Source organism: Nostoc sp. DSM 114167 (assembly GCF_052692655.1).
Genome location: NZ_CP195116.1, coordinates 4,022,488 through 4,048,574 on the forward strand (window position 1 = coordinate 4,022,488; position 26,087 = coordinate 4,048,574).

General features: G+C 40.0%; 21 protein-coding genes. 13 read left to right on the forward strand and 8 right to left on the reverse strand.

The window, feature by feature from the left end; translation table 11 throughout:
- The first annotated feature begins 317 nt into the window (after nt 1–317).
- Nucleotides 318–1,238: a ribonuclease D gene (locus NSTC731_RS17245; protein WP_445631857.1), complete on the forward strand. Its 921-nt coding sequence runs from the start codon at nt 318–320 to the stop codon at nt 1,236–1,238.
- A 233-nt stretch (nt 1,239–1,471) separates the two neighbouring features.
- On the forward strand, nt 1,472–2,314 hold the full coding sequence (locus NSTC731_RS17250) for a tetratricopeptide repeat protein (RefSeq protein WP_445631858.1): 843 nt from the start codon (nt 1,472–1,474) through the stop codon (nt 2,312–2,314).
- Between the two features lie 405 nt (nt 2,315–2,719).
- Here the strand turns inward: NSTC731_RS17250 and NSTC731_RS17255 are convergent, their stop codons facing one another.
- On the reverse strand, nt 2,720–4,288 hold the full coding sequence (locus NSTC731_RS17255; RefSeq protein WP_445631859.1) for a sodium:solute symporter family transporter: 1,569 nt from the start codon (nt 4,286–4,288) through the stop codon (nt 2,720–2,722).
- A gap of 177 nt (nt 4,289–4,465) precedes the next feature.
- Nucleotides 4,466–4,741 (reverse strand): DUF485 domain-containing protein, encoded by a 276-nt coding sequence (locus NSTC731_RS17260; protein WP_096536625.1) that lies wholly within the window; start codon nt 4,739–4,741, stop codon nt 4,466–4,468.
- 524 nt (nt 4,742–5,265) lie between these two features.
- On the opposite strand from NSTC731_RS17260, the gene NSTC731_RS17265 reads away from it, so the two are divergent.
- The 3 genes from NSTC731_RS17265 to NSTC731_RS17275 all read left to right on the forward strand — a co-directional run bounded on the left by NSTC731_RS17265 (nt 5,266) and on the right by NSTC731_RS17275 (nt 8,206).
- Entirely contained in the window at nt 5,266–5,874 is a 609-nt protein-coding gene (locus NSTC731_RS17265; protein ID WP_445631860.1) for a site-2 protease family protein, read from the forward strand.
- A gap of 36 nt (nt 5,875–5,910) precedes the next feature.
- Complete coding sequence (locus tag NSTC731_RS17270) at nt 5,911–6,444, forward strand: hypothetical protein (RefSeq protein WP_445631861.1); 534 nt, start codon at nt 5,911–5,913, stop codon at nt 6,442–6,444.
- A gap of 136 nt (nt 6,445–6,580) precedes the next feature.
- A complete protein-coding gene (locus NSTC731_RS17275; protein WP_445631862.1) occupies nt 6,581–8,206 on the forward strand; it encodes a PAS domain-containing sensor histidine kinase in 1,626 nt (541 codons plus the stop codon).
- A gap of 135 nt (nt 8,207–8,341) precedes the next feature.
- Here NSTC731_RS17275 and NSTC731_RS17280 read toward each other — a convergent pair whose 3' ends face one another.
- The 4 genes from NSTC731_RS17280 to NSTC731_RS17295 all read right to left on the reverse strand — a co-directional run bounded on the left by NSTC731_RS17280 (nt 8,342) and on the right by NSTC731_RS17295 (nt 14,214).
- The gene (locus NSTC731_RS17280) at nt 8,342–9,733 is read right to left on the reverse strand and encodes a hypothetical protein (protein ID WP_445631863.1); all 1,392 of its coding nucleotides are present in this window, start codon (nt 9,731–9,733) and stop codon (nt 8,342–8,344) included.
- Nucleotides 9,734–10,048: 315 nt separating this feature from the next.
- Entirely contained in the window at nt 10,049–11,719 is a 1,671-nt protein-coding gene (locus NSTC731_RS17285; RefSeq protein WP_445631864.1) for a phosphatidylglycerol lysyltransferase domain-containing protein, read from the reverse strand.
- Nucleotides 11,720–11,897: 178 nt separating this feature from the next.
- On the reverse strand, nt 11,898–12,797 hold the full coding sequence (locus NSTC731_RS17290; protein ID WP_445631865.1) for an alpha/beta hydrolase: 900 nt from the start codon (nt 12,795–12,797) through the stop codon (nt 11,898–11,900).
- Nucleotides 12,798–13,224: 427 nt separating this feature from the next.
- Nucleotides 13,225–14,214 carry an alpha/beta hydrolase gene (locus tag NSTC731_RS17295; RefSeq protein ID WP_445631866.1) on the reverse strand — a complete coding sequence of 330 codons (990 nt, stop codon included), beginning with the start codon at nt 14,212–14,214 and terminating at the stop codon, nt 13,225–13,227.
- Nucleotides 14,215–14,356: 142 nt separating this feature from the next.
- On the opposite strand from NSTC731_RS17295, the gene NSTC731_RS17300 reads away from it, so the two are divergent.
- The 5 genes from NSTC731_RS17300 to NSTC731_RS17320 all read left to right on the forward strand — a co-directional run bounded on the left by NSTC731_RS17300 (nt 14,357) and on the right by NSTC731_RS17320 (nt 19,804).
- Nucleotides 14,357–15,289, forward strand: a complete 933-nt coding sequence (locus tag NSTC731_RS17300) for a lysylphosphatidylglycerol synthase domain-containing protein (RefSeq protein WP_445631867.1) — start codon at nt 14,357–14,359, stop codon at nt 15,287–15,289.
- A 302-nt stretch (nt 15,290–15,591) separates the two neighbouring features.
- On the forward strand, nt 15,592–15,981 hold the full coding sequence (locus NSTC731_RS17305) for an agenet domain-containing protein (RefSeq protein ID WP_445631868.1): 390 nt from the start codon (nt 15,592–15,594) through the stop codon (nt 15,979–15,981).
- A 163-nt stretch (nt 15,982–16,144) separates the two neighbouring features.
- A complete protein-coding gene (locus NSTC731_RS17310; protein WP_445631869.1) occupies nt 16,145–16,537 on the forward strand; it encodes a hypothetical protein in 393 nt (130 codons plus the stop codon).
- A 60-nt stretch (nt 16,538–16,597) separates the two neighbouring features.
- Nucleotides 16,598–19,033, forward strand: coding sequence for a tetratricopeptide repeat protein (locus NSTC731_RS17315; protein WP_445631870.1), 2,436 nt, complete (start codon nt 16,598–16,600; stop codon nt 19,031–19,033).
- A gap of 552 nt (nt 19,034–19,585) precedes the next feature.
- Nucleotides 19,586–19,804: a type II toxin-antitoxin system HicB family antitoxin gene (locus NSTC731_RS17320; RefSeq protein ID WP_445631871.1), complete on the forward strand. Its 219-nt coding sequence runs from the start codon at nt 19,586–19,588 to the stop codon at nt 19,802–19,804.
- A gap of 266 nt (nt 19,805–20,070) precedes the next feature.
- On the opposite strand, the gene NSTC731_RS17325 is transcribed toward NSTC731_RS17320, so the two are convergent.
- Both NSTC731_RS17325 and NSTC731_RS17330 read right to left on the reverse strand, forming a co-directional pair.
- Nucleotides 20,071–20,460 carry a PIN domain-containing protein gene (locus NSTC731_RS17325; RefSeq protein ID WP_445631872.1) on the reverse strand — a complete coding sequence of 130 codons (390 nt, stop codon included), beginning with the start codon at nt 20,458–20,460 and terminating at the stop codon, nt 20,071–20,073.
- Nucleotides 20,447–20,692, reverse strand: coding sequence for an AbrB/MazE/SpoVT family DNA-binding domain-containing protein (locus tag NSTC731_RS17330; protein ID WP_445631873.1), 246 nt, complete (start codon nt 20,690–20,692; stop codon nt 20,447–20,449). Before NSTC731_RS17330 ends, NSTC731_RS17325 begins: the two co-directional genes overlap by 14 nt.
- Before the next feature lie 97 nt (nt 20,693–20,789).
- Between NSTC731_RS17330 and NSTC731_RS17335 the strand changes: the two genes are divergently transcribed.
- From NSTC731_RS17335 to NSTC731_RS17345, 3 genes are all read left to right on the forward strand, one after another.
- Nucleotides 20,790–21,359 (forward strand): Uma2 family endonuclease, encoded by a 570-nt coding sequence (locus NSTC731_RS17335; RefSeq protein ID WP_445631874.1) that lies wholly within the window; start codon nt 20,790–20,792, stop codon nt 21,357–21,359.
- 121 nt (nt 21,360–21,480) lie between these two features.
- Complete coding sequence (locus NSTC731_RS17340; RefSeq protein ID WP_445631875.1) at nt 21,481–23,388, forward strand: aspartate kinase; 1,908 nt, start codon at nt 21,481–21,483, stop codon at nt 23,386–23,388.
- A 474-nt stretch (nt 23,389–23,862) separates the two neighbouring features.
- Nucleotides 23,863–25,923, forward strand: a complete 2,061-nt coding sequence (locus tag NSTC731_RS17345) for a tetratricopeptide repeat protein (protein WP_445631876.1) — start codon at nt 23,863–23,865, stop codon at nt 25,921–25,923.
- Nucleotides 25,924–26,087 lie beyond the last annotated feature (164 nt).

Sequence of the window (26,087 nt, forward strand, 5' to 3'; positions counted from 1 at the left end):
CCACTCCACAGTAGTGACTCGATGTTATCAGATTTGAATTAATTTGGCGATGTCTATGACGAATTTCAAACTTCAGCCTTTTTGCAATCCTGTATAAGCATTCTTACCAGCAAAATGTTACTTTATAAAACTATGGCTTACTTACAATGCCTAAAATTTGACATCCTCACCGACCTAAAGAGGCGGTGATTCTGGAGTAATAAGTAATGAGTAAATACCCATTTTTCATCCACTTCTTACTCCTTACTCATTACTTTAAAGCCGTGCTTCTAGCACGGGGTTTCAAACCCATTTTTCTGATCGGGAAATATTAGTCAATGCCCTACCTTACTTCGGCTAGCGAAATTCGTGCCATTGTCGCTGAATATACAAACGCTAAAACATTGTGGATAGATACAGAAGTCGCTGACTATAAAAGTCGTAATCCCCGATTATCGCTGATTCAAGTATTAGATAATCCTCAAGATATGAGTGGCGATCGCGTCTATCTTTTAGATGTATTAGACCAGCCTAATATTATAGCTGAATTTATTGAAAAAATTATGATAAATTCTGCCATTGAAAAAGTTTTTCACAACGCGAGTTACGATCTAAAATTTCTCGGTAGCAAGAAAGCCAAAAATATTACTTGCACTTTGGAAATGGCTAAAAAAATCCCCTATTATCTTTTGCCATTACCCAACTACCAACTCCAAACAATAGCTACAGCACTTTGTAGCTTTAATAATATCGATAAACAAGAACAAAAAAGTGATTGGGCAAAACGCCCTCTGACTGAAGAACAGATAGAGTATGCTTACCTAGACTGCATTTATCTTGCTCAAATTCACCTAAATTTGTTAGGCTTACAAGCCCAAGCCAGCCCTGAACCTGCAACAGAAGACTTAAGCTCGCTAAGTGCTAGATACTCGCAAGTTGAGCAGCAGTGGAAGTTGTTGAATTCAGAATTTGAGCATTTGCAAGAACGTATAAAAAAAGCTATGCAAGCTCAGAATATATCAGAAACTTATGATTATAAACTGACTAGTTATGAACGAACTACAATCAAAGCTGCATTTACAGAATTGGCAAAGCTAGCACAAACTCAAGGTATTGATTTAGATTTTCCGATTACGCTAACTCAGAAACTCCAAAAAGATTTAGGGGAAAATCTAGAACAACTATCTGTAGATATTGACAAAACTACCTCTTGGCGACTAACTTCTAAAACTCCAGAGAGTGAAACAGAGGATGAGTAAATTGTTCATATTGATACAAATGTCAGATTTTCTAGAGTGATTGTGAAGAATAAATATTGAAATTTAATAATTCTTTCCTCCTCCCTTATCTGAGAAATATATAAAATATTAGGGAAATTTGTCAATTAACTTGAAAGGACTATCAAAAGTTAGAATAATTATTGAGTTAAAGAATTAAAATCTAGATTTTGGTACTAATTCCATTCAGGTATTATGGCAGTTTATATTAACTTATGAAACGGCGTTTATTTGGGCGAAAGCGAACAAGGGTAAATACTTTATTTACCATAGCTATTTTTACTACATTGACAGCAACTAGCAGTATTTCTTGTAGTAAGAATGACAATGTATTAGTAACAGAAATAGGAGTTAGTCAACCTAGCCGTGGTTCAGCGACAACTTCCATTGGTGGGGAATTTTATCTTCAGGGAAAGAATCAGCATTTAAACGGCGACTTGCAAGCTGCGATCGCTTCTTATAGTAAGGCAATTAGTCAAAATTCTCAGTATGGCGCTGCTTACAACGCGCGGGGATTAGCCTATTTTGATTTGGGAGACAAGGAAAAAGCGATCGCAGATTACAATCAAGCACTCCGCATCAACCCCAATGATGCCGAAGCCCACAATAACTTAGGGAATGCCCGCGCCTCACTGGGAAACAACAGAGAAGCAGTTAAAGATTACAGTGAAGCAATTCGCCTAAATCCCAACTATGCCGAAGCCTACAATAATCGGGGAAATGCCCGCGCCACCAATGGAGATAAAAAAGGGGCAATAGACGATCTCGACCAAGCGATTCTCCTCAACCCCAAATATGCGATCGCCTATAATAATCGAGGAAATGCTCGTGCTGCCAATGGAGATTTCCAGGGTGCGATCGCAGATTACAATCAAGCCATTAGCCTCAATCGTAACTTTGCCCCTGCCTACAATAACCGAGGAAATGCCCGCGCCACCAATGGAGACAAACAGGGGGCACTCAGGGACTTACAACAAGCAGCAAGTATTTTTCAAAGTCAAGGTAACAACGACTTATACCAACAAGTGATGGATAACATCAAAGAACTTGGACAGTAGCAGGGGGGCAGGGGAGCAGGGGGCAGGGAGCAGGGAGCAGCTTTCTGGGGCAGGTTTTTTTGATTAGACAAATTTTTGGGATTTTAAAACCAAAACCATTGTCTGAGAACTTAAAACTACGTTCAATAATTGAGAACATTCTCAACTATTTATCGAAAGCCTAAAAGCCTGCCCTTGAAAGGCAGGGAGCAGGGGGCAGGGAGCAGCTTTCTGGGGCAGGTTTTTTTGATTAGACAAATTTTTGGGATTTTAAAACCAAAACCATTGTCTGAGAACTTAAAACTACGTTCAATAATTGAGAACATTCTCAACTATTTATCGAAAGCCTAAAAGCCTGCCCTTGAAAGGCAGGGAGCAGGGGGCAGGGGGAACCTAATGCCCAATGCCCAATGCCCAATGACAAAATCACATCCCAGAACCAATGTGAATGCGATCTTCAACTTCTGCAAATTTTTCCTGTGCCAGCTGTTCAGTACTCAACAGTGAAACGACAATCGCCACAATAAACGCCAGTGGGATACTGATTAATCCAGGATTTTTGAGGGGAAAGGGTGCAGAAGCGTGCTTGAGAATCGTTACTTGAATAGTAGGTGATAAATAAATCAGCACTAAAGAGGAGACAGTTCCTACTAACATACTTGCAACCGCACCATTGGTAGTGAAGCGTCGCCAAAGCATGGATAAGAGCAATGCTGGGAAGTTTGCACTCGCAGCGATCGCAAATGCTAAACCTACCATATAAGCGACATTTTGTCCTTTAAACAAGATGCCCAAGAATATCGCCACTAACCCCAAAAGCATTGTTGCACCGCGAGCCACCTTCAGTTGTTCTGACTCGTCAGCATGGCCAGAGCGCACCACATTTACCCACAAATCATGAGACAATGCAGCTGCACCTGAGAGTGTCAACCCAGCGACAACTGCCAAAATCGTTGCAAAGGAAACAGCCGCGATAAAACCTAAGAAAGCATCGCCACCGAGAAATTCTGCCAACATTGGTGCAGCCATATTACCACCAGTACCAATTTGCTTGATGGCATCTTGACCTACTAACACCATCGCTCCAAAGCCCAGAATGAAGGTAAGGAGATAAAAGAGGCCAATAATAGCTGTGGCATAAGTAACAGAGAGCCGCGCTGCTTTGGCGTCGGGTACTGTGTAGAAACGCATGAGAATGTGGGGTAATCCAGCAGTGCCGAACATCAACGACATCCCCAAGGAGATAGCATCAAAGGGATCGGAAACCAGTTTGCCCGGAGCTAATACACCTGTATACTTCTGGGATGCAGCAGCGAAAAGAGCGATCGGGTTAAAACCAAATCGTGCCAGTACCAAGATAGCTAGTAAAACAGTTCCGCCGAGCAACAAAACTGCTTTGATAATTTGTACCCAAGTGGTGGCAATCATCCCGCCAAAAATCACATAAGCCATCATCACACAACCGACGATGACCACAGCTAATTCATAATCAAAGCCAAACAATAGTTTGATTAATTCCCCAGCACCTACCATCTGGGCAATTAAGTAAAAGCTAATTACTACTAGCGTTCCAATTGCAGATGCGATACGTACAGGTTTTTGCTGCAAGCGAAAAGCCACTACATCGGCAAAAGTGTATTTACCTAAGTTACGCAGTGGTTCGGCAATTAGGAACATGACAATCGGCCAGCCCACCAGGAAGCCGATAGAATAAATTAAGCCGTCAAAGCCATTGAGTGCCACCAGCCCAGCGATACCTAAAAAGCTAGCTGCACTCATAAAGTCTCCAGCCAAGGCCAGCCCATTTTGGAAACCGCTGATTTTACCACCAGCTGTATAGAACTGTGCCGTATTTTTGGTGAGCTTTGCCGCCCAATAGGTAATGCCTAAAGAACTTACAACAAACAGAAAAAAGAAAGCGATCGCCAATGGGTTAAACTTACCAAGACTGGTAATATCCGCCGCTAGTGGCAGATCGAACCACACACTATTCATGCTTTTTTGGTTTAGTATTTTTGAATTTGGGACTAGAAATTGCTAATAGCTATTGAGCATTGGGTATTGGGAAAGAGGACGCAAGAGGCAGAAGTTCTAAAATTTTTGAATGCGTGAATTTTGAATGCGTGAATTTTGAATTGATTTCTCCCTTATCCCCATGCTCCATGCCCATTTTCACTTGCGTGTCAGCCTTGCAATTTGGTCGTCATAACTACTATTTGCCCAACGCACATAGATAAAAATTAATACCCATGCTGAGACAATTACCAGCGCCCCTAGTAAAATTCCCAAGCTGAGACCAGGAACTACTAATGACCCCAGCAGAGGTTTATTGAACGCGATTAATAGGATAAAGCCAAAGTAAATAAACATCATGGCTCCACTGAGAATCAGGGATACCCGCCAACGTTCAGCGGCGAGAGCCTGGAGAGCCTTTGTGCGATCGTTCATGTCTTCCTTTAGGTTGAGAAGATTAGGTCAGATTGTCTCATTGAAGCTGATTTCTGCGTAATTTTCTTAAAGATTATTAGTAAATCTATTGCTATATCAGGTAATAAAATTAACTTTGCATGATATACCCAAATAACAAGACAATAGCGACTCTGTTTTGAGTCAAGAAACATAAAACTATAGATGCAGTTAGACACAAATAAAGCTCATCTATTTGTGATTTGTGATTTTGCGCATACAAGTATTTTTTTATACATTTAATTAAGTCTATAGCTAACCAATTAAGTTTTTAGATACTAAAAAATAAAATAAATACGTAGTTATTCCCAGGTTTTAAAATCCTTAAAGTGTTATGAACTACTTTTTTTTAAGCTATAAAATCAACTGAGATTAATATAAGTAGTAAATTTTAATTTATAAAATATACCAAAAATTACAGTAGCTATTTAAGTACCAACCTTAGTAAAATTTATACCATTATTTTGTTATTACGTAGATAGGGCATTACCAAAATTTAGTAACGTATGTTTATCGAAACACTAATCACAAACCCGATTCATTTTTTCAGAATCGTTGTAATTGTTATATTCTCCATCACTTTGCATGAACTTGCTCACGGCTGGGCTGCGATGAGTCAGGGAGATGACACTCCAGAACAAACTGGTCATCTGACGCTTAATCCTGTAGTTCATATGGGTCAAGAATCTCTCATCTTTCTCTGTCTCATGGGTATAGCTTGGGGACAAATGCCCGTCAATCCATCCAAGTTTCGCTCAGGTAAGCTAGGCAATATTTTGGTATCCGCTGCTGGGCCAATATCAAATCTGGCTTTAGGTATTTTATTTATTATGATGCTTAAAATTCTCGCTAATTTGAGTCTTTCAGGACTATTCAGTGCCGAATTTCTTTACCTAGCAGCTCGGATAAATTTGACCTTATTTTTGTTTAATCTTTTGCCGATTCCACCACTCGACGGCTTTCATGTCTTCAGTGAAATTTTTCCTCAGCTAAAACCATTGAAATATACTCAATTTGGACTTTTTGCCATGATGGTTCTATTTATAGTTCCGGGTTTTGGCATCGGACTTGGTAGGATTGCTGATTTTTTTATCCGGTCAGGATTGGGGATTTAAACAGCAAATATTTAGGCAAAAGCAAGGAAAATTTAAATGGAAATCAAGCAAAAATTTGTGGTTGCTGCTACTAGTATTGCCTTGAGTATTACTGCTATGCTTCTACCATCTGGAGAATCAATGGCGAGTACATTATCTATAGGTCAATATAGTAATAAATGGCATTCTATAAATAATCATTTAGTTAAATATCCTTACGAAATAAGTCCACAATTAATGGTTGTGCAACCAGAGCTATTTAACTCCGTGTTAGGAAATTTTGTAATTGAAAAAGGTAATTTTATGACCTGTTTGGATCGGGAGCGATCGCCATTTACCTCTTCCATTGAATTATTGATGAGATTATTAATCATTGGAAGTTTTGGCTCTGTGGGAATTGCAGGTTATTCTTCCTTTGTAGAGCGCTATTTTCAAATCATTAATAAAGATTTAAAAATTATTTATTACAGTATTATTTTGTTATTGTCTTTACAGATTATAGGTAGTGTTATTGTTTTGATGTCTTCACCCACAAGGTCAATTTCTTCTGTAATTAGTCCAAGCTCTACCTGTATTTTAGGGAATCCCTAAAAATGGTGCTTATATTTACAGTCTTTTAAAAGAATACTGAAAAGTATTGGATAGTGATTACTTCAGTAATCTTAACATTGAAGTTAGTGGATATGCTTAGTTACCTTAAAGACACAACTTGAGTGGCAAGATTACTGTGTTTGATCTGGAAGACTTTTTTAACCTTTCATCTGATCTATTTTGTATCATCGGACAAGATGGTTTTTACCAACAAGTTAATCCAGCATGGGAACAAGTATTGGGATGGAAAGCGGAAAACTTAATCGGGCATCCGTGGCTGGGATTAGTGCATCCAGATGATATCACAATCAGTCACTTGCCAACGGAACCACAGCAACAGTTGCAATGGGACAGCCGTTATCTTCATAAAGATGGTAGTTATCGGTGGTTGTGTTGGAGTTTATCAACTTCTCAAAAAGGACTCATTTATGCAGTAGGTAAAGACATTAGCCAACAACTGCGGCGAATAGAAGCGCTACAAACTGAACGGGAAAGCCTTTATAACCTACTCAATCAGTTACCAGCTTTTCTCTATCTGCAACCCAAGGATTATGGGGTGGGATTTTATAACCAACGCTTTTGCGAGGTATTTGGAGACCCCACAGGGAAACGTTGTTACGAAGCGATCGCCGGATTAAAACAACCTTGTCCTGAATGTCCTACCTTTCGTGTTTTTGATAGTAATGCTCCGCAACTTTGGGAATGGGTGGATAGTAAAACAGGCCGGGTATATCAGATTTACGATTATCCATTCAAGGATATAAATGGTGAGCCGATGGTTGTGGAAATGGGTTTAGATATCACTGCTGTCAAAAAAGCCGAGGCTGCTTTGCGACAAAGGGAGCAGGAATTAACTCAAAAAAATCAACAACTTCAAGAAACCCTTGAACAATTACAAAAGACCCAAGCACAACTAATTCAAACAGAAAAAATGTCTTCTTTAGGACAATTAGTTGCGGGTGTAGCTCACGAAATTAATAATCCCATTAGCTTTATTAATGGCAATATTACTCATGCTAAAGAATACATCCAACAATTGCTAAAAATACTGCAACTTTACCAAAAAGAATATCCTCATCCAACACCATTGATTCAGGAAGTAATAGAAGCAATCGAGTTAGATTTTGTCATTCAAGACCTACAAAAACTGCTAGATTCTATGCAAATGGGAAGCGATCGCATTCGCAACATTGTACTGTCGTTGCGGAACTTCTCACGACTGGATGAAGCAGAAATGAAAGCAGTGAATGTTCATAGCGGTATTGATAGTACGCTAATGATTCTGCAAAACCGCCTCAAAGCCAAACCTGACAGTTCCCAAATTCAAATTATTAAAGAGTATGCTCAACTTCCTCTAATAGAGTGTTACGCTGGTCAACTTAACCAGGTGTTTATGAATATTATTACTAACGCGATCGATGCTTTGGAAGAGTTATATGTCAATAACCAGGAGTCAAGTTGTAATCCACAAATCACTATTCGCACTGAGTTACTCAACTCAGATTGGGTTGCTATTGAGATTGCTGACAATGGAGTGGGAATGTCACAAGAAATTCAACAACGTCTATTCGATCCCTTCTTTACAACTAAAGTAGTAGGTAAGGGAACTGGTTTAGGGATGTCAATTAGTTATCAAATTGTCACAGAAAAACATCAGGGTCAACTGCGATGTATTTCATCTCTAGGAGAAGGAGCAACATTTATAATTGAGATTCCTATTCGACATTTACTGCTTGACAATAAAGAAGTGCAAAAATGCTAAAAACCTTTAATCTTTTGGGATTTTCTATGAGGTTTTTCCAGTAGTTATCAATTAAATTCATAATATATATTTGTAGTGACACAACTATTTGTGCCACTCCTGTGTAATCAGCAAAAATTATAATTGCTAAATAATCTAATTATCTGTAATGGCATAAAGAACTTTACTGTAATATTCTGTTTTGGTATAGATACTGATAATACTATCACCAACTGCAAAAAAACTGCCTTCTTGCTCATTTTTAGAAAATTGCAAATTTGGGTATTTCGCAGCAGCTTCGTCAGCAGTCATAGTTTTGGCTTTCATTTGATCTGGCAAGAGTCCAGTACAACCAATGTAAAATACCAAAGGAGATATTTTATCTTGGTAGATATTTTCTGCATATTTTTCTAACTTTTTATTTGCCACTGTTAAAACTAAAACCATTTCCTCTTTGCCGATTTGCTTACCAGCTTGTTTGTCCCGCAATAACTGCGCTAAACTATCAGCACCAACTTTCTGAAGAATACCTTCAACAATGCCATTTTGCTCAAGCCCAAGAAAATCATCAAAAATTGGTTTCATCAATTCGTCAGCTTTTGTAATCTTGGTACGGGATGACAGTAATCTGTGCCTCACAGCGAGATTCTGATTAAATGCCATCTCGAAACTCGGATTCATGATAATTTCTCCGGTTTCTTTGTCATAAAGGCGATACATTCTATTGAGAAACTTGTTAGCAGAAGGTAATTTACTCAAATTCAGAATATCTTGACTGCCGATATCGATTTTATAACTCAATTTGGAGTCAATAGTACCATTAGCTAAAGCTTCGCTGATATCAGTGTATTCATTGGTTGTAGGAAAGTTGATGTAAGTATTCTTAGATAGATAGTGCTTTTTAAACTCATCTAACTGCGCCTCGATAAATACATCTGATTCCTTTTTTAAGTGAGCAGAAATAATACTAGTCAAGATTTTAATTTCTGCGAGTTCATTGAATAGTCCATCAATATTGCTGTAACGACTATTAGCAGCTACAAGTGGCAATTTATCTAACTGAATCGTATATTCTGCCCGAAAATCAAATTCTTCTGCGTTTAGTATGCCTTTTTGTTTGAGTAAATCAAAGACTTTTTTACTGCTAATTTTGACTTTTAATGAATTTACATTGATTTTGCCGTCACTTACAATTGTATAATTATTAAAGGTGTTGAGGTCATTTACTAACAATCCTGCTACTTCAATAGTAGGAGTTTGATCTTCAAATTTTATAAGTTTAACTCTACGTTTGACAAGCATATTGATAGTAGCAGTGTTGCGGCTAAACTTAAACTCGCCCAGATCGACGTACTCAGCATTATCTATATATTCTGTTGTAAACCAAGGTTGTAACAGTTCTCCATTTTCGTTTCTAATGCCTCTAATACGCTTAACACCTGTTCTTTGATAATATTCTTGTAGGTGTTTGATGTTGATAATAATATTATTGCGATATTCGGCAAAAATTTTGATTAGTTCTACTAAAGAAATCTGATTCTTTGTCATATTGCCACCTTGCATATAAAGGTCAAGAATCTTTTATAGTGACAGTTATTGAAGCCTATTAATTTTCCCAAATAAGCTGTTATAACCGTGTAAAATTTAATGGTAAGTTCGCGGGCAATTGAGGGTTTAAGTTTAAACGCAAAGGAGCGCAGAGTATACCGCAGAGGAGCGCAAAGTAAGTTTTGAGTCTATTCGCTAGGAATTTAGGTAAAGCGAAGAACAGCTTGCCTAAGTTTATAGTACAATTGTATTATACAAAGAACAAGCTGTGTAGGCGTAGCCGCTGGTAGATATTGCTTTGTTTTGAGTCTACATTTAGGCTCCGGGTTTGAAATAATCGAAGAGGCGATCGCCTGAATCTGCGCGAATCAATGCTACAACTACATCTGGTAAGGCAGCTAAACTGGGGTAAACCAAGTAACGCGGTTCCCAACGGGGACGGAACTTGTCTTTGTAGGCGTGCAGTCCTTTGAAGTTGTAGAAACGATTCAAATGCTCGTAAAGATAGTGCAATACTTTCTCCAAGCGGCGCGATTCCGGGTTGTCTCCAACTCCAGCAAGTGCAGAAAGACCGAAATTAAAGCTGTCGTACCCATTCTCTTTAAAATGCTGGAGCAGGGAAATAAATAGAAAGTCCATTGTGCCATTTTCAAGAGATGAGCGATGTCGCATCATGTCAATAGTCGCTTCGTTAAGTTGATACTCTCGGATAATGTTGGCAAAGGCGCTAATCTCACCTTCAGGATTATGCACCACAGCAATCTCGCACTCTCGCAGGTAAGCTTCGTCAAACCAACCCAAAGAAAATTGTTTTTCTGAACCTTGTACCATTTTTAGCCATTCATCACTCACAGATTTGAGCCGATGCAATAAATCATTAGCGATTGGTGGTTGGTAAAAGTCGATTTGGTATCCTAGCTTAGTTAACCGACTGATTGATGGTCTAAAGTTTTTACCGGCTTTACCTTGTAAGGTAAAACTTTTTAAGTCAACGATCGCTTCCTCTCCAATCTTGAGTACCTTAAACCCCAACGATTTATAAAGCTCAATATCATCGGGCATAGTTTGGTAAAAACCAGGATACCAGTCATTACGCTGACAAAACTGTTGGAAAGCAATAATTGTCTCTTTGCGGTCTTCAATGGGGCCGATGGGATCTCCCAAGGCGATCGCGCCCCGTCCTTTGGGAACATAAGCAATTACACTATTACCCGAAGGACTGAAATAATAACTTTTATCATTTAAGAGAGTGAGCGCTGCTAAAGAAGAACATCCATATTGCTCGACAATTTCTTTAACTCTTCGTCGCTCATTTGTAGTTGCTAGATTGCGCCAAAACACAGGTTGCAACAGCATTACTATTGCATAAGTAAAAGTACCTGCGGCAATAATATAGATAGAATTAGCAAAAAATTCCCCAAATCTACTTTTTGGTTGCAGTCCCCAATTATCCTCGGTGAAGAACATTGCCAAAGTCTGAACTATCGCTTCCCGCCAATTAAAATTCTCTGAAAATTTCCCGTCTAACAAGTAAAATCCAATAGTTCCGTATGCCAGAGTAAATAATAAAGCGCCTATCAGCACTCTGACTCCCCGTGCAATCGAAGGACGGTCTGATTGCGCCGTGAAATAATGCCGCATCAAGATTAATTGCAGCAGCAAAACTCCAGAGAGTAGACTCTCTTCATAGTCCAATCCTTTCAGCAAATGGCTGAAAATGGAAATTATTAGTAAACCAATGGTAAGTAACCAGGCTATTTTTTTACGGCGTAATAAATTAGTAGCAAGTGTTAATAAAACAAACCCAGTCAATGCTGCAAATATATGACCGCTGGCACGAATTTCAAATGGTAAAAATTCCTTTAACCACTGATTCCGTCCATACAGGTTAGGTGTCACGGCTGATAATAAATTTACTACTCCGACTAAACCTGTTAGAAAAGCTGCACTCCAAAGTCCAATCTGAGTTTTTAAATTATTTGTCATTTGTCACTTGTACTGAGCGTAGTCGTTGGCGCAGCCTCTCGTAGAGAAGCATTTGTCATTGGTCACTTGTACTGAGCGAAGCCGTTGGCGCAGCCTCTCGTAGAGAAGTATTTGTTACTTGTCATTTGTTTTGGCGTTAAAACTCTTAACTCCTGTACAGACGCGATTAATCGCGTCTCTACTTTGACTTTTTAAACTGTTCTCCGACATAAGAGAGTGAATCTTTAAGGTGTTTGTGGAAGTAGTTCCAGCCTACATTAGCACCAGACAAACCATGACCGCCAGGAAATGCATAAAATACGTGAGCAATCCCTAATTTATTTAAGGTTTCGTTAAAGGCTTTGGTAGAGGCTAACAAATTAGGATCGTTCACACCCGCATCTAGGTAAACACGCAATCGCTTCCTATCTTTAACTGGTAGCTGTTGCACAATTTGTTGAGGACTATTTTGTGAACCGCTGTCATCAGTAAAGTAACCGCTATGGCTAAACAAAATCTGAAAGTTATTGAGATAGCGTAATCCAATATTAAATGCACCCCATCCTCCAGAAGATAGACCTCCTAGCGCCCAAAATTGGGGTTCTTCCAAAGTGCGGTAGCGCGACTTGACAACTTGTACTAATTCTGAACCAATCAAAGTCCCCATTTTGCCATTCGGCCCATCAAAGTAATCGGGGTCGTATAAAGGACTAGAACCGCGATTATCATTACCATCAGGTGTAATCACAATCGATGGCGGTAATTTTCTACTTTGATAAAGTTCATGCAATACATCTAAAAGTGCGTATTTATCAGCATAAGCACGAGCATCATCATGACCCCCGTGTAGTAAGAATATCACAGGGTAGCGCTTTTGGGGATTTTTGCTATAACTAGGGGGCAAAATCACGCCGTAGTTACGGACTGTACCCATCGCTTGGGAGTTGAAGGTTGCTAATTGAAACTTTAGCCCGGTATTTGCCTCTTCTTGGGGTGGGTCTAGTTGTGGCGCACCTAAAATGAATACATAATAATAACCAGCGCTAGCCAGGAGTGCGATCGCTCCTACTAAGGCAATTAAAAATTTAGAAATTTTCATATTCTTTATATTCTTTTAACTTAAAAAAAATTACCTCCATTAGAACTTACTATAATGAATATTTTACAAATGTCAGTATACTTTTTAACTGTGGTTTTAAAGTATTAACTGGTTGGCAAAATAATATTATTTCTACTAGTAGTTCGCCAAGCGAACGCAAGCGGGGTAAAGGGGAAGGTGGGGTCCCAAGAAGGGGATAAGGGGAGGGTGGAAGGGGGAAAGGGGAAGGGGGAAAGGGGAAAGAAATGGAATTTTCCCTTTCCCTTTAACCTTTAACCTTTTCCCCTCTTTCCTTCTCACAAGCGCATTTTTGGGTTGGCAGACTACTAGCTTAGACATTTTATAGCAGTTCTTGCTGGAGGTAAAACTATTGCTAACTCTAGCATTCACCTTTCCAAAGGTTCTAACCTGTGTAACTGCGGCTATACTATGGATTGTTAATTATTTTGAGCATTTTTTTATGATTAATACTTAAAGTTTTATCAGCCATATTTGCTGTTTCTGAAGCTCGAAATTGTTCGCCGACAAATGTTAATGAATCTGCTAAATGCTTCCGCCAGTACTGCCAAGTGTGACTACCAGGAAACTGACGAAATGAATTATAAATTTTCAGTTGATTTAGTACTTTACTAAATTGTTCTGCTTCCTTGAGTTCATCAATATCTGATGTACCCGAATCCAGGTAGATTTTTAACCTTTTTTGAGCTTGTATAGGAATGGTTTTAATATAAAATATTGGGCTATTTGCTGGGCCACTTTTATCATTAAAATAACCACTATGACTAAATAAAATCGAGAAACGATCCAGGTTGTGTAATCCGACATTCATTGCTCCCCAACCACCAGAAGATAAACCACCTATCGCCCAAAAATTTGGATTATTTATTGTGCGATAACGGCTTTGCACAACTTTTACTAACTCATCGCCTACGGCTGTAGAGACTTTACCATTAGGGCCATCGAAATATTCTGGATCTCGGTAGGGACTAGAGCCACGTTTGTCGTTGCCATCTGGTGTAATGATGATGCTGGGTGGCAACTTACCTGTAGTATAAAGTTGTTCTACAGTCTTGAGAGCTTGTCCCTTATTCTGAATAAACCAATCACTGGGATTACCATGTCCACCGTGGAGGAGAAAGATTACAGGATACCTTTGTTTGGGGTTTTGCTCATAGCCAGGAGGTAAAGAAACGCCATAAGTGCGACTTGCACCCATTGCTTGACTATCGTAGGTTTCAATTTTGTAGGTTAGGAGAGTTTCTGAGTTGCTAGTATTGCGCTGAGTTGGAACAACGGAAGGCGTTGTTTGTAAATCCTGCTGTTGCGGTGGTTTTGCAACGACACTTTGGTAAAAATTACAGCTAACTAGAGTTAACACTGAAAATAGCAAGAGAGTTTTAGATTGTTTGTAGTTCATCTTTGAAGGGAATTGAGCATGAGGTAGTCGTTGCTTGTTTTCAAAATCTTATGCAAATGATATGTCAACGCTGTGTCAACAGAATGGAAACTTTACGACTGGTTGTAAATTAAAAGTCAAGGTTAGGATAAGTTTCTTTACTATGCTTAAAAAGCTGCAACTGAATTTCAGTTCTTTGTTTGGCTTGTTGCTGCTGGTGCTTTCCCTGTTGGCGATCGCTAACGAATTACGTGAGTATAATTATCGTGATATCCTCAATTCTTTAGCTGCTATTCCCAAAAGTCGCGTAAGTTGGGCAATTTGGCTGACAGCTTTGGGCTATCTAGTGATGATTGGATACGATATCTTAGGTTTTAACTACATTAATCGTTCTTTAAGTTGGAATAAGATAGCTTTCACTAACTTTATTAGCTCTGCATTTAGTAATACCATCGGTTTTGCCTTGCTAACTGGCAGTGCTATCCGTTATCGATTTTATGCTAGTTGGGGAGTGTCAGCAGTGGCGATCGCTCAAGTAATTGCTTTCGCCAATTTTACTTTTTGGTTGGGAATGTTTGCCGTTGCAGGTTTCTTATTTATCATCAACCCCCTGAAGATTCCCACTCAATTACATTTACCTTTTGCTACTGTGCGTCCCATCGGCGGAATTTTTCTGCTATTAGTTGCAACTTATTTACTAGGAAGTATTTTTATCAAACAACCATTAATCATTCGTAGACATGAATTTCGATTTCCTTCTTTGAAAATATCCCTGGCTCAAATAGCAATTTCTAGTTTTGACTGGATTCTGGCGGCAGCAGTTCTTTATGCTTTACTTCCTAGCAATATATCTTTGTCATATTTAGACTTTTTGGGAATTTATTTACTAGCGATGTTTGCAGGTGTAGTTAGTAATGTTCCCGGTGGTTTGGGAGTATTTGAAACTATAATTTTGCTGATTCTATCTTCAAAAGTTTCGGCGGCGGCAGTTTTGGGTTCAATGTTAGCTTATCGGGGAGTCTACTATTTCTTACCTTTGCTAGTAGCAGCAGGTTTGCTCGGAATTTATGAGCTTAGATTTAGAAAGGGGAATTAAAAAATAGAACTCTTGTATGAATCAAAAGCCCCGATCTCCCAACCCCTTCTCCCAAGCTTGGGAGAGGGATTTAGGGTAAGGGGTATTTATGTCAAATTCGTAAAATCAGTAACTACCGTTATTTTTAAATGCGGAATTCTGCGGTGCTATCTTCACATTCGGCGGCAGAAATTCATAATTTTTGCTGAGGCGATCGCTAAACAAATACCACAAAAATAGTAACAGTTAGTTGCAAATTTTGAAGTAGATTTCCAGAAATCACCATCAAAATTTGGTTTTACTGTTTGAGGATAGAAAAAATCATGAAAAATAAAGTATTGTTTGGCGCTATATTCATAGCAACTTGGGTAGGAACATTAATACCTAGCGCTTTTGCTGCTTCACCCTGTTCTGTAGGACAAAAGGCTGAGGTTCTTTGGAAAGAATCATGGTATCCGGCAACGGTACTTAAGGTTAATGATGACAAGTGCTATATTACCTACGATGGTTATGATAGTTCCTGGGATGAATGGGTTGGCACTGCACGCTTTCGGGCATCATTTCAAGCTGGAGATGCAGTGAGAATTTTGTGGAAGGGAAAATGGTATCCAGGGCAGGTTTTAGAAGTTAGTAACGATCTTTATAAAATTACTTATGATGGCTACGATAGCTCTTGGGATGAGTGGGTTGAACCTGCACGGGTAAGCAGATAAAGAATATTTCACTTTTATAAGTTTAAAGGGACGATTTCAACTGTTGGAGTCGTCCCTTTATTTGTTTTATCTAAACAGAATTCAGGAGTCAGAAGTCAGAAATTATGTACAACTCTGTTAAACTAAGAGCCATAAGTAAAATCTCGTATGTTTTTACAAACTTATGGAGCCAGTATCACTGACAGCAGGTGCGATCGCCACTCTGGTAATCACCAAAGCCTTTGAAAAAACTGGGGAAATCATCAGCGAAAAGGCTTGGAACGAAGGCGAAAAGTTGTTAGTTTTGCTGAAACGCAAGGAACCTAGCACGGCGAAGGTTATCGAACAGGCTAAAACACAAGCTTTAGATTATGGTCAAGCTGATCTCATTGGGCAGCAAGTAGAGGAAGCGGCGAAGAAAGATCCTGAAATTGCTCAAGCTGTAGAGGCAGTGGCGGATGCTGTTAAATCTCAACCCTCTATTATCCAGAATTTTACGAACACAGTAGATAAAAATTATGGCGGCAATGTTGGGAACGTTTCTAATGATAACCGAACCCAAACCTTTAATTTCTGACTACAGTCGCCCGAACGGGAACGGGTAAAGTCAAATCCCTCTACTGAAATACCGCAAAATTTGCCCCTGAGTGGGGTGGTGGAATTTGTCGGACGTGAGGAAGAATTGCAAAATCTTCACCAACTTTTGCAGGATAATAAACAAGTTGCGATTGCTGCGATCGCTGGGATGGGTGGAGTTGGTAAAACAGAACTCGCTCTGCAATATGCCATCCAGCAACGCGAAAGATATAACGGTGGACTTTGCTGGTTGCTACCAAAAACTGGGGATGTGGGCATTCAAGTTGTGCAGTTTGCCAGAATGCAGCTTGATTTAAAGCCGCCAGAAGATTTTGACATACTCGCCCAAGTGCAATATTGTTGGCGGCGTTGGCGTGAAGGTGATGTGCTGCTAGTGTTGGATGATGTCAGCGATTACGAGGAAGTTAAGTCTTACTTACAGTCGCTACCTTCTCGGTTTAAAGTGTTGATGACTACGCGCCAAAAGTTAGGACGCATTGCACAGTTATCTTTGGATGTGCTGCAACCAGAGGCGGCGCTGGAGTTATTAAAGTCAATTATTGGCGTAGAACGAATTGAAAAAGAGAATGACCTAACCCCCCAGCCCCCTTCCCTGCGAGGGAAGGGGGAGTTTGATTCCCCTCCCCTACTAGGGGAGGGGTTAGGGGAGAGGTCACGCGGGGAACTGGTAGCATTGCATCTGTGTGAGTGGCTGGGATATTTACCTTTGGGTGTGGAATTAGTGGGGCGCTATCTGGCGCGGAAACAGGATTTATCTTTAGCAGAAATGTTGCGGCGGTTGCAGAACAAGCGATTAGATGAGCGTTCTCTGTCTAAATCTAAGTCGGAAGTTGACATGACAGCACAACGAGGTGTGTTAGCAGCCTTTGAGTTGAGTTGGCAAGAATTAGAAGACGACGATAAACAATTGGGTTGTTTATTGAGTTTATTTGCAGCCGCACCCATACCTTGGAAGTTGGTGGAACAGTGTGTAACAGAAGAAGATGCCGAACATTTAGAGGAAATTAGAGATGATCGCTTGCTGAATCTGCATTTACTTCAGCGCAAAGGTGAGGGAATCTATCAACTGCATCCACTGTTACGGGAGTTTTTTCAATATAAGCTTACAGGTTTAGATAAGGGAGAGGAATTAAAGCGATCGCTTTGTTGGGTAATGGTAGCAGTTGCCCAAGATATTCCTGAATCGTCCACCCTTGAGCAAATCACCGCCATTTCTCCCGCTATTCCTCATATAGCTGAAGTAGCGAATCATCTCATTCAATACGTCAGCGATGATGATTTAGTTGAGCCTTTCATCGGCAACGCTACATTTTACAATGCTCAAGGTTTATATAACCAAGCTTTACCTTGGTATGAACAGTGTTTAGAAGTCACTAAAAAGCGCTTGGGTGAAGAACATCCAGATGTCGCACAAAGTCTCAACAACCTAGCAGAACTCTACTACTTCCAAGGCAGATACAGCGAAGCCGAACCCCTTTACATCCAAGCTTTGGCACTCAGGCGCAAGCTGCTGGGTGAAGAACATCCAGATGTCGCACAAAGTCTCAACAACCTAGCGGGACTCTACGACTCCCAAGGCAGATACAGCGAAGCCGAACCCCTTCACATCCAAGCTTTAGCACTCAGGCGCAAGCTGCTGGGTGAAGAACATCCAGATGTCGCAGTTAGTCTCAACAACCTAGCGGGACTCTACGACTCCCAAGGCAGATACAGCGAAGCCGAACCCCTTTACATCCAAGCTTTGGCACTCAGGCGCAAACTGCTGGGTGAAGAACATCCAGATGTCGCACAAAGTCTCAACAACCTAGCGTTACTCTACTACTTCCAAGGCAGATACAGCGAAGCCGAACCCCTTCACATCCAAGCTTTAGCACTCAGGCGCAAGCTGCTGGGTGAAGAACATCCAGATGTCGCAGTTAGTCTCAACAACCTAGCAGAACTCTACCGTTCCCAAAGCAGATACAGCGAAGTCGAACCCCTTCACATCCAAGCTTTGGCACTCACGCGTCAACTGCTGGGTGAAGAACATCCAGATGTCGCACTTAGTCTCAACAACCTAGCGGCACTCTACTGTTCCCAAGGCAGATACAGCGAAGCCGAACCCCTTCACATCCAAGCTTTAGCACTCAGGCGCAAGCTGCTGGGTGAAGAACATCCATCTGTCGCACGTAGTCTCAACAACCTAGCGGGACTCTACTACTCTCAAGGCAGATACAGCGAAGCCGAACCCCTTTACATCCAAGCTTTGGCACTCAGGCGCAAGCTGCTGGGTGAAGAACATCCAGATGTCGCACAAAGTCTCAACAACCTGGCAAAACTTTACTACTTACAAGGACGTTATATCGAAGCTGAACCATTTTATCTGCAAGCTTTGGAGATTTTTGAGCGACGGTTAGGTGCAGATCATCCTAATACTGTTACTGTGCGTAAAAATTTAGCAGATTTGCGCGATCGCCTCCCCCCAAATCCAGAATAAGCTAGTTTTGTGCAAAGCATACCGTAATAAAACTGAAAAGCGCGATCGCCTAGACTAAAATTCATATTGAACTAAGTAAAAATGCCATTCAACTTACTCAAAAAGAGCTTTTACTTTCTCAAAAGCAGCTTTTACTTTCTCAAACCCCAGTTTGCTTTCTCATTTTGGTGTTTTCTGCAAGCAAAATAAGCTTTGACTTACTCAAAAGCAGCTTTTACTTTCTCATTTTGGTGTTTTCCGCAAGCAAAATAAGCTTTGACTTACTCAAAAGCAGCTTTTACTTTCTCATTTTGGTGTTTTCCGCAAGCAAAAGCAGCTTTTACTTTCTCAAACCTCAGTTTGCTTTCTCATTTAAGTAATTCACGCATTCGTTTTGGTATATCATTGAGCCAAAAGCTGGCGTAGGCGTAGCCCGTCGGAGATATCGCTTTAGAAAAGAAGTTAAATCAACAGGCGATCGCTATTATGCAGTTGTGAATGATGAAGAGCAATGTCTCCCACAACAAAAAATCAGCTACGATAAATCATATAATTATCTTCACAAACATAGCAATGTTAATTACATACACTGCAAAATATACAAAAACTAATAGCGGATATATGGGACAACTTATTGAATGGCAAGAAGTCATCACAGAAGGAGAAACCTTAGAAGAATGCAGGGCTATGTTACAAGATGCAATCAAAGAAATGATTCTTGCCTATCGCCAACAAAATAAAGAAATTCCCACAGGTGGTTCTTTGCTCGAACAAATTCCTATAGAGGTTTGAGTGTGTTAGTCAAGCGAAAAGAGCTAATTAAATACTTAGAGCAAAATGGCTTTTATTTATTAAGGGAAGGAGGAAATCATTAAATTTATACTAATGAGATAAAAACTCTTCCTGTAAAACGGCATCGTACCATTGATCGTATTACTGCTAATGAAATATGTAAACAAGCAGGTTTATTACCTAATTTTTAACTACAAAGTGTAAATCAATAAGCGATTGCTCTTTTAAATCTCATCAAACACAGCAATGTTAATTAAAATATAGGATTACTCAAATAAATCAAATCCCTTTTCGCTTCTCAACTTTCTGTCAAAAGTCACTGTTGAACTACAACCAGAATCTTGATCAATCGCCCCAATTAAATAATCAGAAAAATCTGCACTTCCCTGCTTAAATCTTTGTAATGCTTGATAAACTAAAGAGCGATTTTCTAGCTCAAATACCGAACATTGCAGCATTAATTCTATAGTGTTACTAATTTCTTCCCTACTAAATTGATAAGTATTACTCCGTAAAACCCATACCAATTCACAAATCACTATATTAGCAACAAAACATTGCTCTCCCCCTTCGATAATTTCAGCAGCTTGCTCCCACTGCTTTTCATCATCTTTTGTTAAGTAGCGCACTAAAATATTTGTATCAAGTCCAATCACTTGCGCCTTCTTTAATTGCAGCTTCCATTTCTTCTAAAGTTGCGCTTTTCATGCCCGGACGGTGTAAAATCCCTGATAAACTTTGGATGGAGATATTCAGGGGAATTAATTTAACTATTCCATTTTCATCAATGACAAAATCAACTTTACTACCTGTATCAAGGTTAAGATAATCCCTAATTTCTTTAGGAATAGTTACTTGCCCTTTAGTGGTGATGGTCGCACTAGCCATTATCCAGGCTCCTTACATAAGTTCCTTACCTGATTATAAAGTCTACTGCGCCTAATGCACCGCCACAGGTAAATCGGCACAATAAAACCTTTAAAATATGATAGCCTCGCCCCAACAAAACTATCTTACTGTTGAAGAATACCTCCAAATGGAGGAACAGAGCGATATTAAGCATGAATATATAGACGGTTATATTTACGCGATAGCTGAGGTGCTCGATCCACACGTAACCATAGCTGGAAACCTTGCTACCTTCCTCCGTAATCATGTGCGCGGCTGTGGTTGTCGTGTTTACATCGCTGATATGAAAGCTCGAATCGAATCTCTGAATCGCTTTTATTATCCCGACGTGATGGTTACTTGCGACCAACGAGATCGAGAAACGCCAGGTTATAAAAGATTTCCCTGTTTAATTGTGGAAGTTCTATCTAATTCTACCGAAGCCTTTGATCGGGGCGACAAATTCGCCGATTATCAAACATTGGAAAGTCTGCAAGAGTATGTTTTAATTAATACAAAACGTCAGCGAGTTGAGTGTTTTCGACGCAATGAACAAGGGTTGTGGGTTTTACAATCTTACACATCAGAACATCAATCATTTCGACTCAATAGCGTGGATTTTGAGGAAACAATGGCAGCACTTTACGAAGATGTGGTTTTTGAATAGTCAATTATTATAGGGCATTCGACGCAATATTTAGTAAACTATATAACTGATAAGCCTTGAAAGCTTCCTTACCAGGCGGAAGCGTTGATGAAAGCAGGCACAATTGATTAAATAAAAAGTTATGGCGCTCATAGTTCAGAAATACGGTGGTACATCTGTCGGTTCAGTCGAACGCATTCAAGCTGTTGCACAGCGCGTTTATAAAACTGTTCAAGCTGGAAGCTCTATTGTCGTAGTGGTTTCGGCAATGGGCAAAACCACCGATGGACTCGTCAAACTAGCTAACGAAATTTCTCCAAATCCTAACCGCCGGGAAATGGATATGCTGCTTTCTACTGGCGAACAAGTAACTATCGCCTTACTCAGTATGGCTTTGCAGGAACTCGGACAGCCCGCAATTTCTATGACTGGCGCTCAGGTAGGAATTGTTACTGAAGCTGAACACAGCCGCGCTCGGATTTTGCATATTGAAACTACTCGCCTAACTCGCCACATAAATGCAGGTAAAGTAGTTGTAGTAGCTGGGTTCCAAGGTATCTCTAGCGTCGGAGAGATGGAAATTACGACTTTGGGGCGTGGTGGTTCCGACACTTCAGCAGTGGCGATCGCCGCCGCATTAAAAGCGAATTTTTGTGAAATTTATACAGACGTTCCAGGTATTCTCACTACAGATCCCCGCTTAGTTGCCGAAGCTCAGTTGATGGATGCCATCACCTGCGATGAAATGTTGGAATTAGCTAGCTTGGGCGCAAAAGTGCTGCATCCTCGTGCTGTGGAAATTGCCCGTAACTATGGTGTTCCCCTGGTAGTTAGGTCTAGTTGGACAGATCAACCAGGTACTTGGGTGACATCAGCCAAACCCCAAGGGCGATCGCTAATCAATTTAGAAATTGCCCGTCCAGTAGATCATGTAGAATTTGATACTGACCAAGCAAAAGTTGCTTTGTTGCGCGTACCCGACAAACCAGGTGTAGCAGCTAGGTTATTTGGCGAAATTTCTCGGCAAAAAGTAGATGTAGATTTGATTATTCAGTCAATTCATGATGGTAATAGTAATGACATTGCCTTTACTGTCACCACACCAATATTAAAACGGGCAGAAGCAGTAGCAACAGCGATCGCCCCAGCACTGAGAAGTCAATCTAACCCCAAATTTGACGAAGCCGAGGTAATGCTAGAACATAATATTGCTAAAGTCAGCATCGCTGGCGCGGGAATGATTGGGCGTCCTGGTGTGGCTGCAAAGATGTTCGCTACCTTAGCTGAAGCAGGCGTGAATATTCAAATGATTTCCACCAGCGAAGTGAAAGTAAGTTGCGTAGTCAATGCCGCAGAATGCGATCGCGCCGTTTTGGCACTCCGCACTGCTTTTGAGATTGAAGCAGGGGAAGGAGGGACAAGGGGACAAGGGGGACAAGGGGGACAAGGGGGACAAGGGGGACAAGGGGGACAAGGAAGAATCATTGAACAAATTTCTCCCTTGTCTCCCCCCTCTCCCTTTTCTCCCTTATCTCCTCCCTCTCCTCCCGTTCGCGGTGTCGCCCTCGATTTGAATCAAGCGCGTCTTGCGATTCGCCAATTGCCAGATCGTCCGGGAATGGCGGCGAAATTATTTGGATTATTAGCGCAACACAATATTAGTGTTGATATGATTATCCAATCTCAGCGTTGCCGGGTGATTGATGGTGTTCCCAGAAGAGATATTGCTTTTACAGTCTCGCGGATAGACGGGGAAAATGCCAAAAAAATGCTTACTCAAGTAGCGGCAGAGTTAGGATGGGGTGAAGTTGTTTTAGATAGTGCGATCGCTAAAGTAAGTATTGTCGGTGCAGGGATGGTAGGACAACCAGGTATTGCCGCTAAAATGTTTGAAGCTTTAGCTCAACAACAAATCAATATTCAAATGATTGCCACCTCAGAAATCAAAATTAGTTGTGTTGTGGCACAAGAGCAAGGTGTTAAAGCTTTGCAAGCCATTCATGCAGCCTTTGAACTGGCTGGTAGCGAGAAATTTGTCGTGCCAGCGTAAAATCTGAATCAATGAGCTTTCACCCTAAATCCCTCTCTTAAGCTTGGGCTACGTTTACACACAAGTCAAATTACCCCCCTTAATCCCCCCAATATATTGGGGGGAAACAGGAATCTTGTTCCCTCCCCTTATAAAGGGGAGGGTTAGGGTGGGGTAAAACCCTGGTTACTCAGCTATTTCAGACTTGTGTATACACCGTAACCGATATATTAGGGGGAAAGAAATCTTGTTCCCTCCCCTTTATAAGGGGAGGGTTAGGGTGGGGTAAAAAAACCTTGGGTTTTTCAGCTATTTCAGACTTGTGTATACACCGTAGCAAGCTTGAGAGAGGGACTTTGCAATATACACGCGGTAGCAGCTTGCGCATCGCTCTCATTGGAAATTGCTTAATAAATAAATATTTATATTTTAAAATCAGTAATAATAACACGTAAGCTATAATCGAACAATTTATCAGACTATAATTTTATATTGATGAATAGTCATTTACTAGATGGACATTATCAAATACTAAAAGTTCTCAATGATGGGGAAAAAGAGAAAACCTATCTAGTTGAAGATGTTAATCTTAATGGCCAAGAATTTATAGTAAAGCATTTATCTCTTCCTAATAGCAATCCTCAAGCTTTAACAATCCTACGCCGCTTGTTTGCCAGCAAGGCAGAAACTTTAGAAAAACTCGGACAAGAAGACGATAAAATTCAAAAGCTCATTGCTTCTTTTGAAGAAAATGAAGAATTTTATCTAGTCCAAGAATTCATACCGGGTAATCCTTTAACTGAGGAAATTATCCAGGGACAACTTCTCAAGGAAGACCAAGTAATTAGTCTTTTGTCAGAAACATTAGAAACTTTGGTAGTTCTACATAGCTATGGCATAATTCATCGGAATATTACACCAGCAAATATTATTCGCCGGGAATCAGATAAAAAATTAGTTTTGATTAATTTGGGTACTTTTAATGAAGCGATCGCTAATACTGTTGATAATTCTGAGTATATGCCTATAGAACAAATTAACGGCAATCTCAAATACAACAGTGATATATATGCTTTAGGTCTTGTTGCGATCGCCGCACTGAAAGGTTTACCTACAAAGGAAATATCTAATTTGCGAAGTCAGAAAAATAAGCTGACAGGTGAAATACTTTGGCGCGATAAAAATATAAAAGTTAACAGAAAATTAGCAAAAATTATTAATAAAATGGTGCGTTTTGACTATCGGAAGCGCTACCAGTATGCAACGGAAGTCTTAGAAGACCTGAAAAAGTTAATAAATGTTGATGACGATCGACAAAAACAGCATCAAAAAAAATTATTACTGGTGATAGGGGGGATAGCTGGCTGTGTTGCACTTGGTATCGCAGCTTGGCAATTTAAGTTGCTAAAACCTGTAAGTGATGCTCAACAGACATTATACCAAGAGGGAGTGAATAAATATGAGTCAGGAAACTATGAAGGAGCAGTTGCAGATTTCAATCAGGTTATTGAATTAGATCCGCAAAACGCTTTAGCTTATAATAGGCGGGGTGATGCTTATTATCGATTAGGAGACTACGAGCAAGCACAAACAGATTCTAGCCAAGCTATTTTACTCAATCCTCAAGATGCTAATGCCTATTTTGATCGAGGATTTGCTTTTTCGGCATTAGGCAAATACAAAGAAGCGATCGCAGATTATACTCAAGCCATTAAGTTAAATTCTAAAGATGCTTATGCTTACTATGGACGAGGATTAGCTCGTGCTCAATTGAAGGATAATAAAGATGCAATTGAAGATTTTAGTAAAGCGATCGCTCTTAAACCCCAGTATACCGAAGCCTACTTGCAACGAGGTATTCTCCACCGCCGCCTCAAACAAAGAATTGAAGCAATCCAAGATTTTGATAAAGTAATTAAGATTAATCCTAGCGATGCTAAAGCTTTTTATCAAAGGGCTTTAACTCAATCTCTTAATAAACAAAAAGATGAAGCAATTAAAGATTACACAGATGCACTCAACATCAATCCCAAATACATAGAAGCTTATCTGAATCGTGGTGATATTTACAGCGATCTGGGAAATCAAGTAGAAGCTACTGAAGATTACAACACTATTTTACAGATCGATCCTAAATTTATTGCAGCTTATATTCACAGAGGTATTCACCGCTTTTCTTTTGGAGATTATAAAGGGGCTATTCAAGATTATACTGAAGCACTAAAACTAGATACTAATAATATAGCAGCTTACAACAATCGTGGTAACGCCTATCTCGAACTGGGAAATAAAAAAGCTGCAAATCAGGATTATTCACGAGCGATCGCAATTAATCCTAACAACGCCTTAGCCTATTATAACCGGGGTGTGATTCGCACTAAGCAGAAAAATAAATCGGGTGCGATCGCAGATTTCAAAAAAGCTGCAAAACTATTCCGACAGCAAGGGGAACAAGATAGTTATCAAGATGCACGGCAGGAAATTGCAATTCTACAAAATAATTCAGCACCAGCGCCAACTACTCGCCCGAAATCTGGGAAAATAGAAAAAAATTGAGTTACTACTCAACATAGTGTTGACTATCAACCGTCAAAACTCTTAGAGAGTGATTGTGCTATTTAAATGTATTTTACTTTACAAATTTACGACTAGTACTTTATCAAACTAGTTTTAATGGTTTGTAGTAAGTACTTTAGTGCTTATATAACAAGGACTAAAGT

Excerpts from the sequence above, each read along its gene's own strand:
- NSTC731_RS17245 (WP_445631857.1), top strand. The coding sequence starts at position 318 with ATGCCCTACCTTACTTCGGCTAGCGAAATTCGTGCCATTGTCGCTGAA.
- NSTC731_RS17250 (WP_445631858.1), top strand. The coding sequence starts at position 1,472 with ATGAAACGGCGTTTATTTGGGCGAAAGCGAACAAGGGTAAATACTTTA.
- NSTC731_RS17255 (WP_445631859.1), bottom strand. The coding sequence starts at position 4,288 with ATGAATAGTGTGTGGTTCGATCTGCCACTAGCGGCGGATATTACCAGT.
- NSTC731_RS17260 (WP_096536625.1), bottom strand. The coding sequence starts at position 4,741 with ATGAACGATCGCACAAAGGCTCTCCAGGCTCTCGCCGCTGAACGTTGG.
- NSTC731_RS17265 (WP_445631860.1), top strand. The coding sequence starts at position 5,266 with ATGTTTATCGAAACACTAATCACAAACCCGATTCATTTTTTCAGAATC.
- NSTC731_RS17270 (WP_445631861.1), top strand. The coding sequence starts at position 5,911 with ATGGAAATCAAGCAAAAATTTGTGGTTGCTGCTACTAGTATTGCCTTG.
- NSTC731_RS17280 (WP_445631863.1), bottom strand. The coding sequence starts at position 9,733 with ATGACAAAGAATCAGATTTCTTTAGTAGAACTAATCAAAATTTTTGCC.
- NSTC731_RS17285 (WP_445631864.1), bottom strand. The coding sequence starts at position 11,719 with ATGACAAATAATTTAAAAACTCAGATTGGACTTTGGAGTGCAGCTTTT.
- NSTC731_RS17290 (WP_445631865.1), bottom strand. The coding sequence starts at position 12,797 with ATGAAAATTTCTAAATTTTTAATTGCCTTAGTAGGAGCGATCGCACTC.
- NSTC731_RS17295 (WP_445631866.1), bottom strand. The coding sequence starts at position 14,214 with ATGAACTACAAACAATCTAAAACTCTCTTGCTATTTTCAGTGTTAACT.
- NSTC731_RS17300 (WP_445631867.1), top strand. The coding sequence starts at position 14,357 with ATGCTTAAAAAGCTGCAACTGAATTTCAGTTCTTTGTTTGGCTTGTTG.
- NSTC731_RS17305 (WP_445631868.1), top strand. The coding sequence starts at position 15,592 with ATGAAAAATAAAGTATTGTTTGGCGCTATATTCATAGCAACTTGGGTA.
- NSTC731_RS17310 (WP_445631869.1), top strand. The coding sequence starts at position 16,145 with ATGGAGCCAGTATCACTGACAGCAGGTGCGATCGCCACTCTGGTAATC.
- NSTC731_RS17320 (WP_445631871.1), top strand. The coding sequence starts at position 19,586 with ATGTTAATTACATACACTGCAAAATATACAAAAACTAATAGCGGATAT.
- NSTC731_RS17330 (WP_445631873.1), bottom strand. The coding sequence starts at position 20,692 with ATGGCTAGTGCGACCATCACCACTAAAGGGCAAGTAACTATTCCTAAA.
- NSTC731_RS17335 (WP_445631874.1), top strand. The coding sequence starts at position 20,790 with ATGATAGCCTCGCCCCAACAAAACTATCTTACTGTTGAAGAATACCTC.
- NSTC731_RS17340 (WP_445631875.1), top strand. The coding sequence starts at position 21,481 with ATGGCGCTCATAGTTCAGAAATACGGTGGTACATCTGTCGGTTCAGTC.
- NSTC731_RS17345 (WP_445631876.1), top strand. The coding sequence starts at position 23,863 with ATGAATAGTCATTTACTAGATGGACATTATCAAATACTAAAAGTTCTC.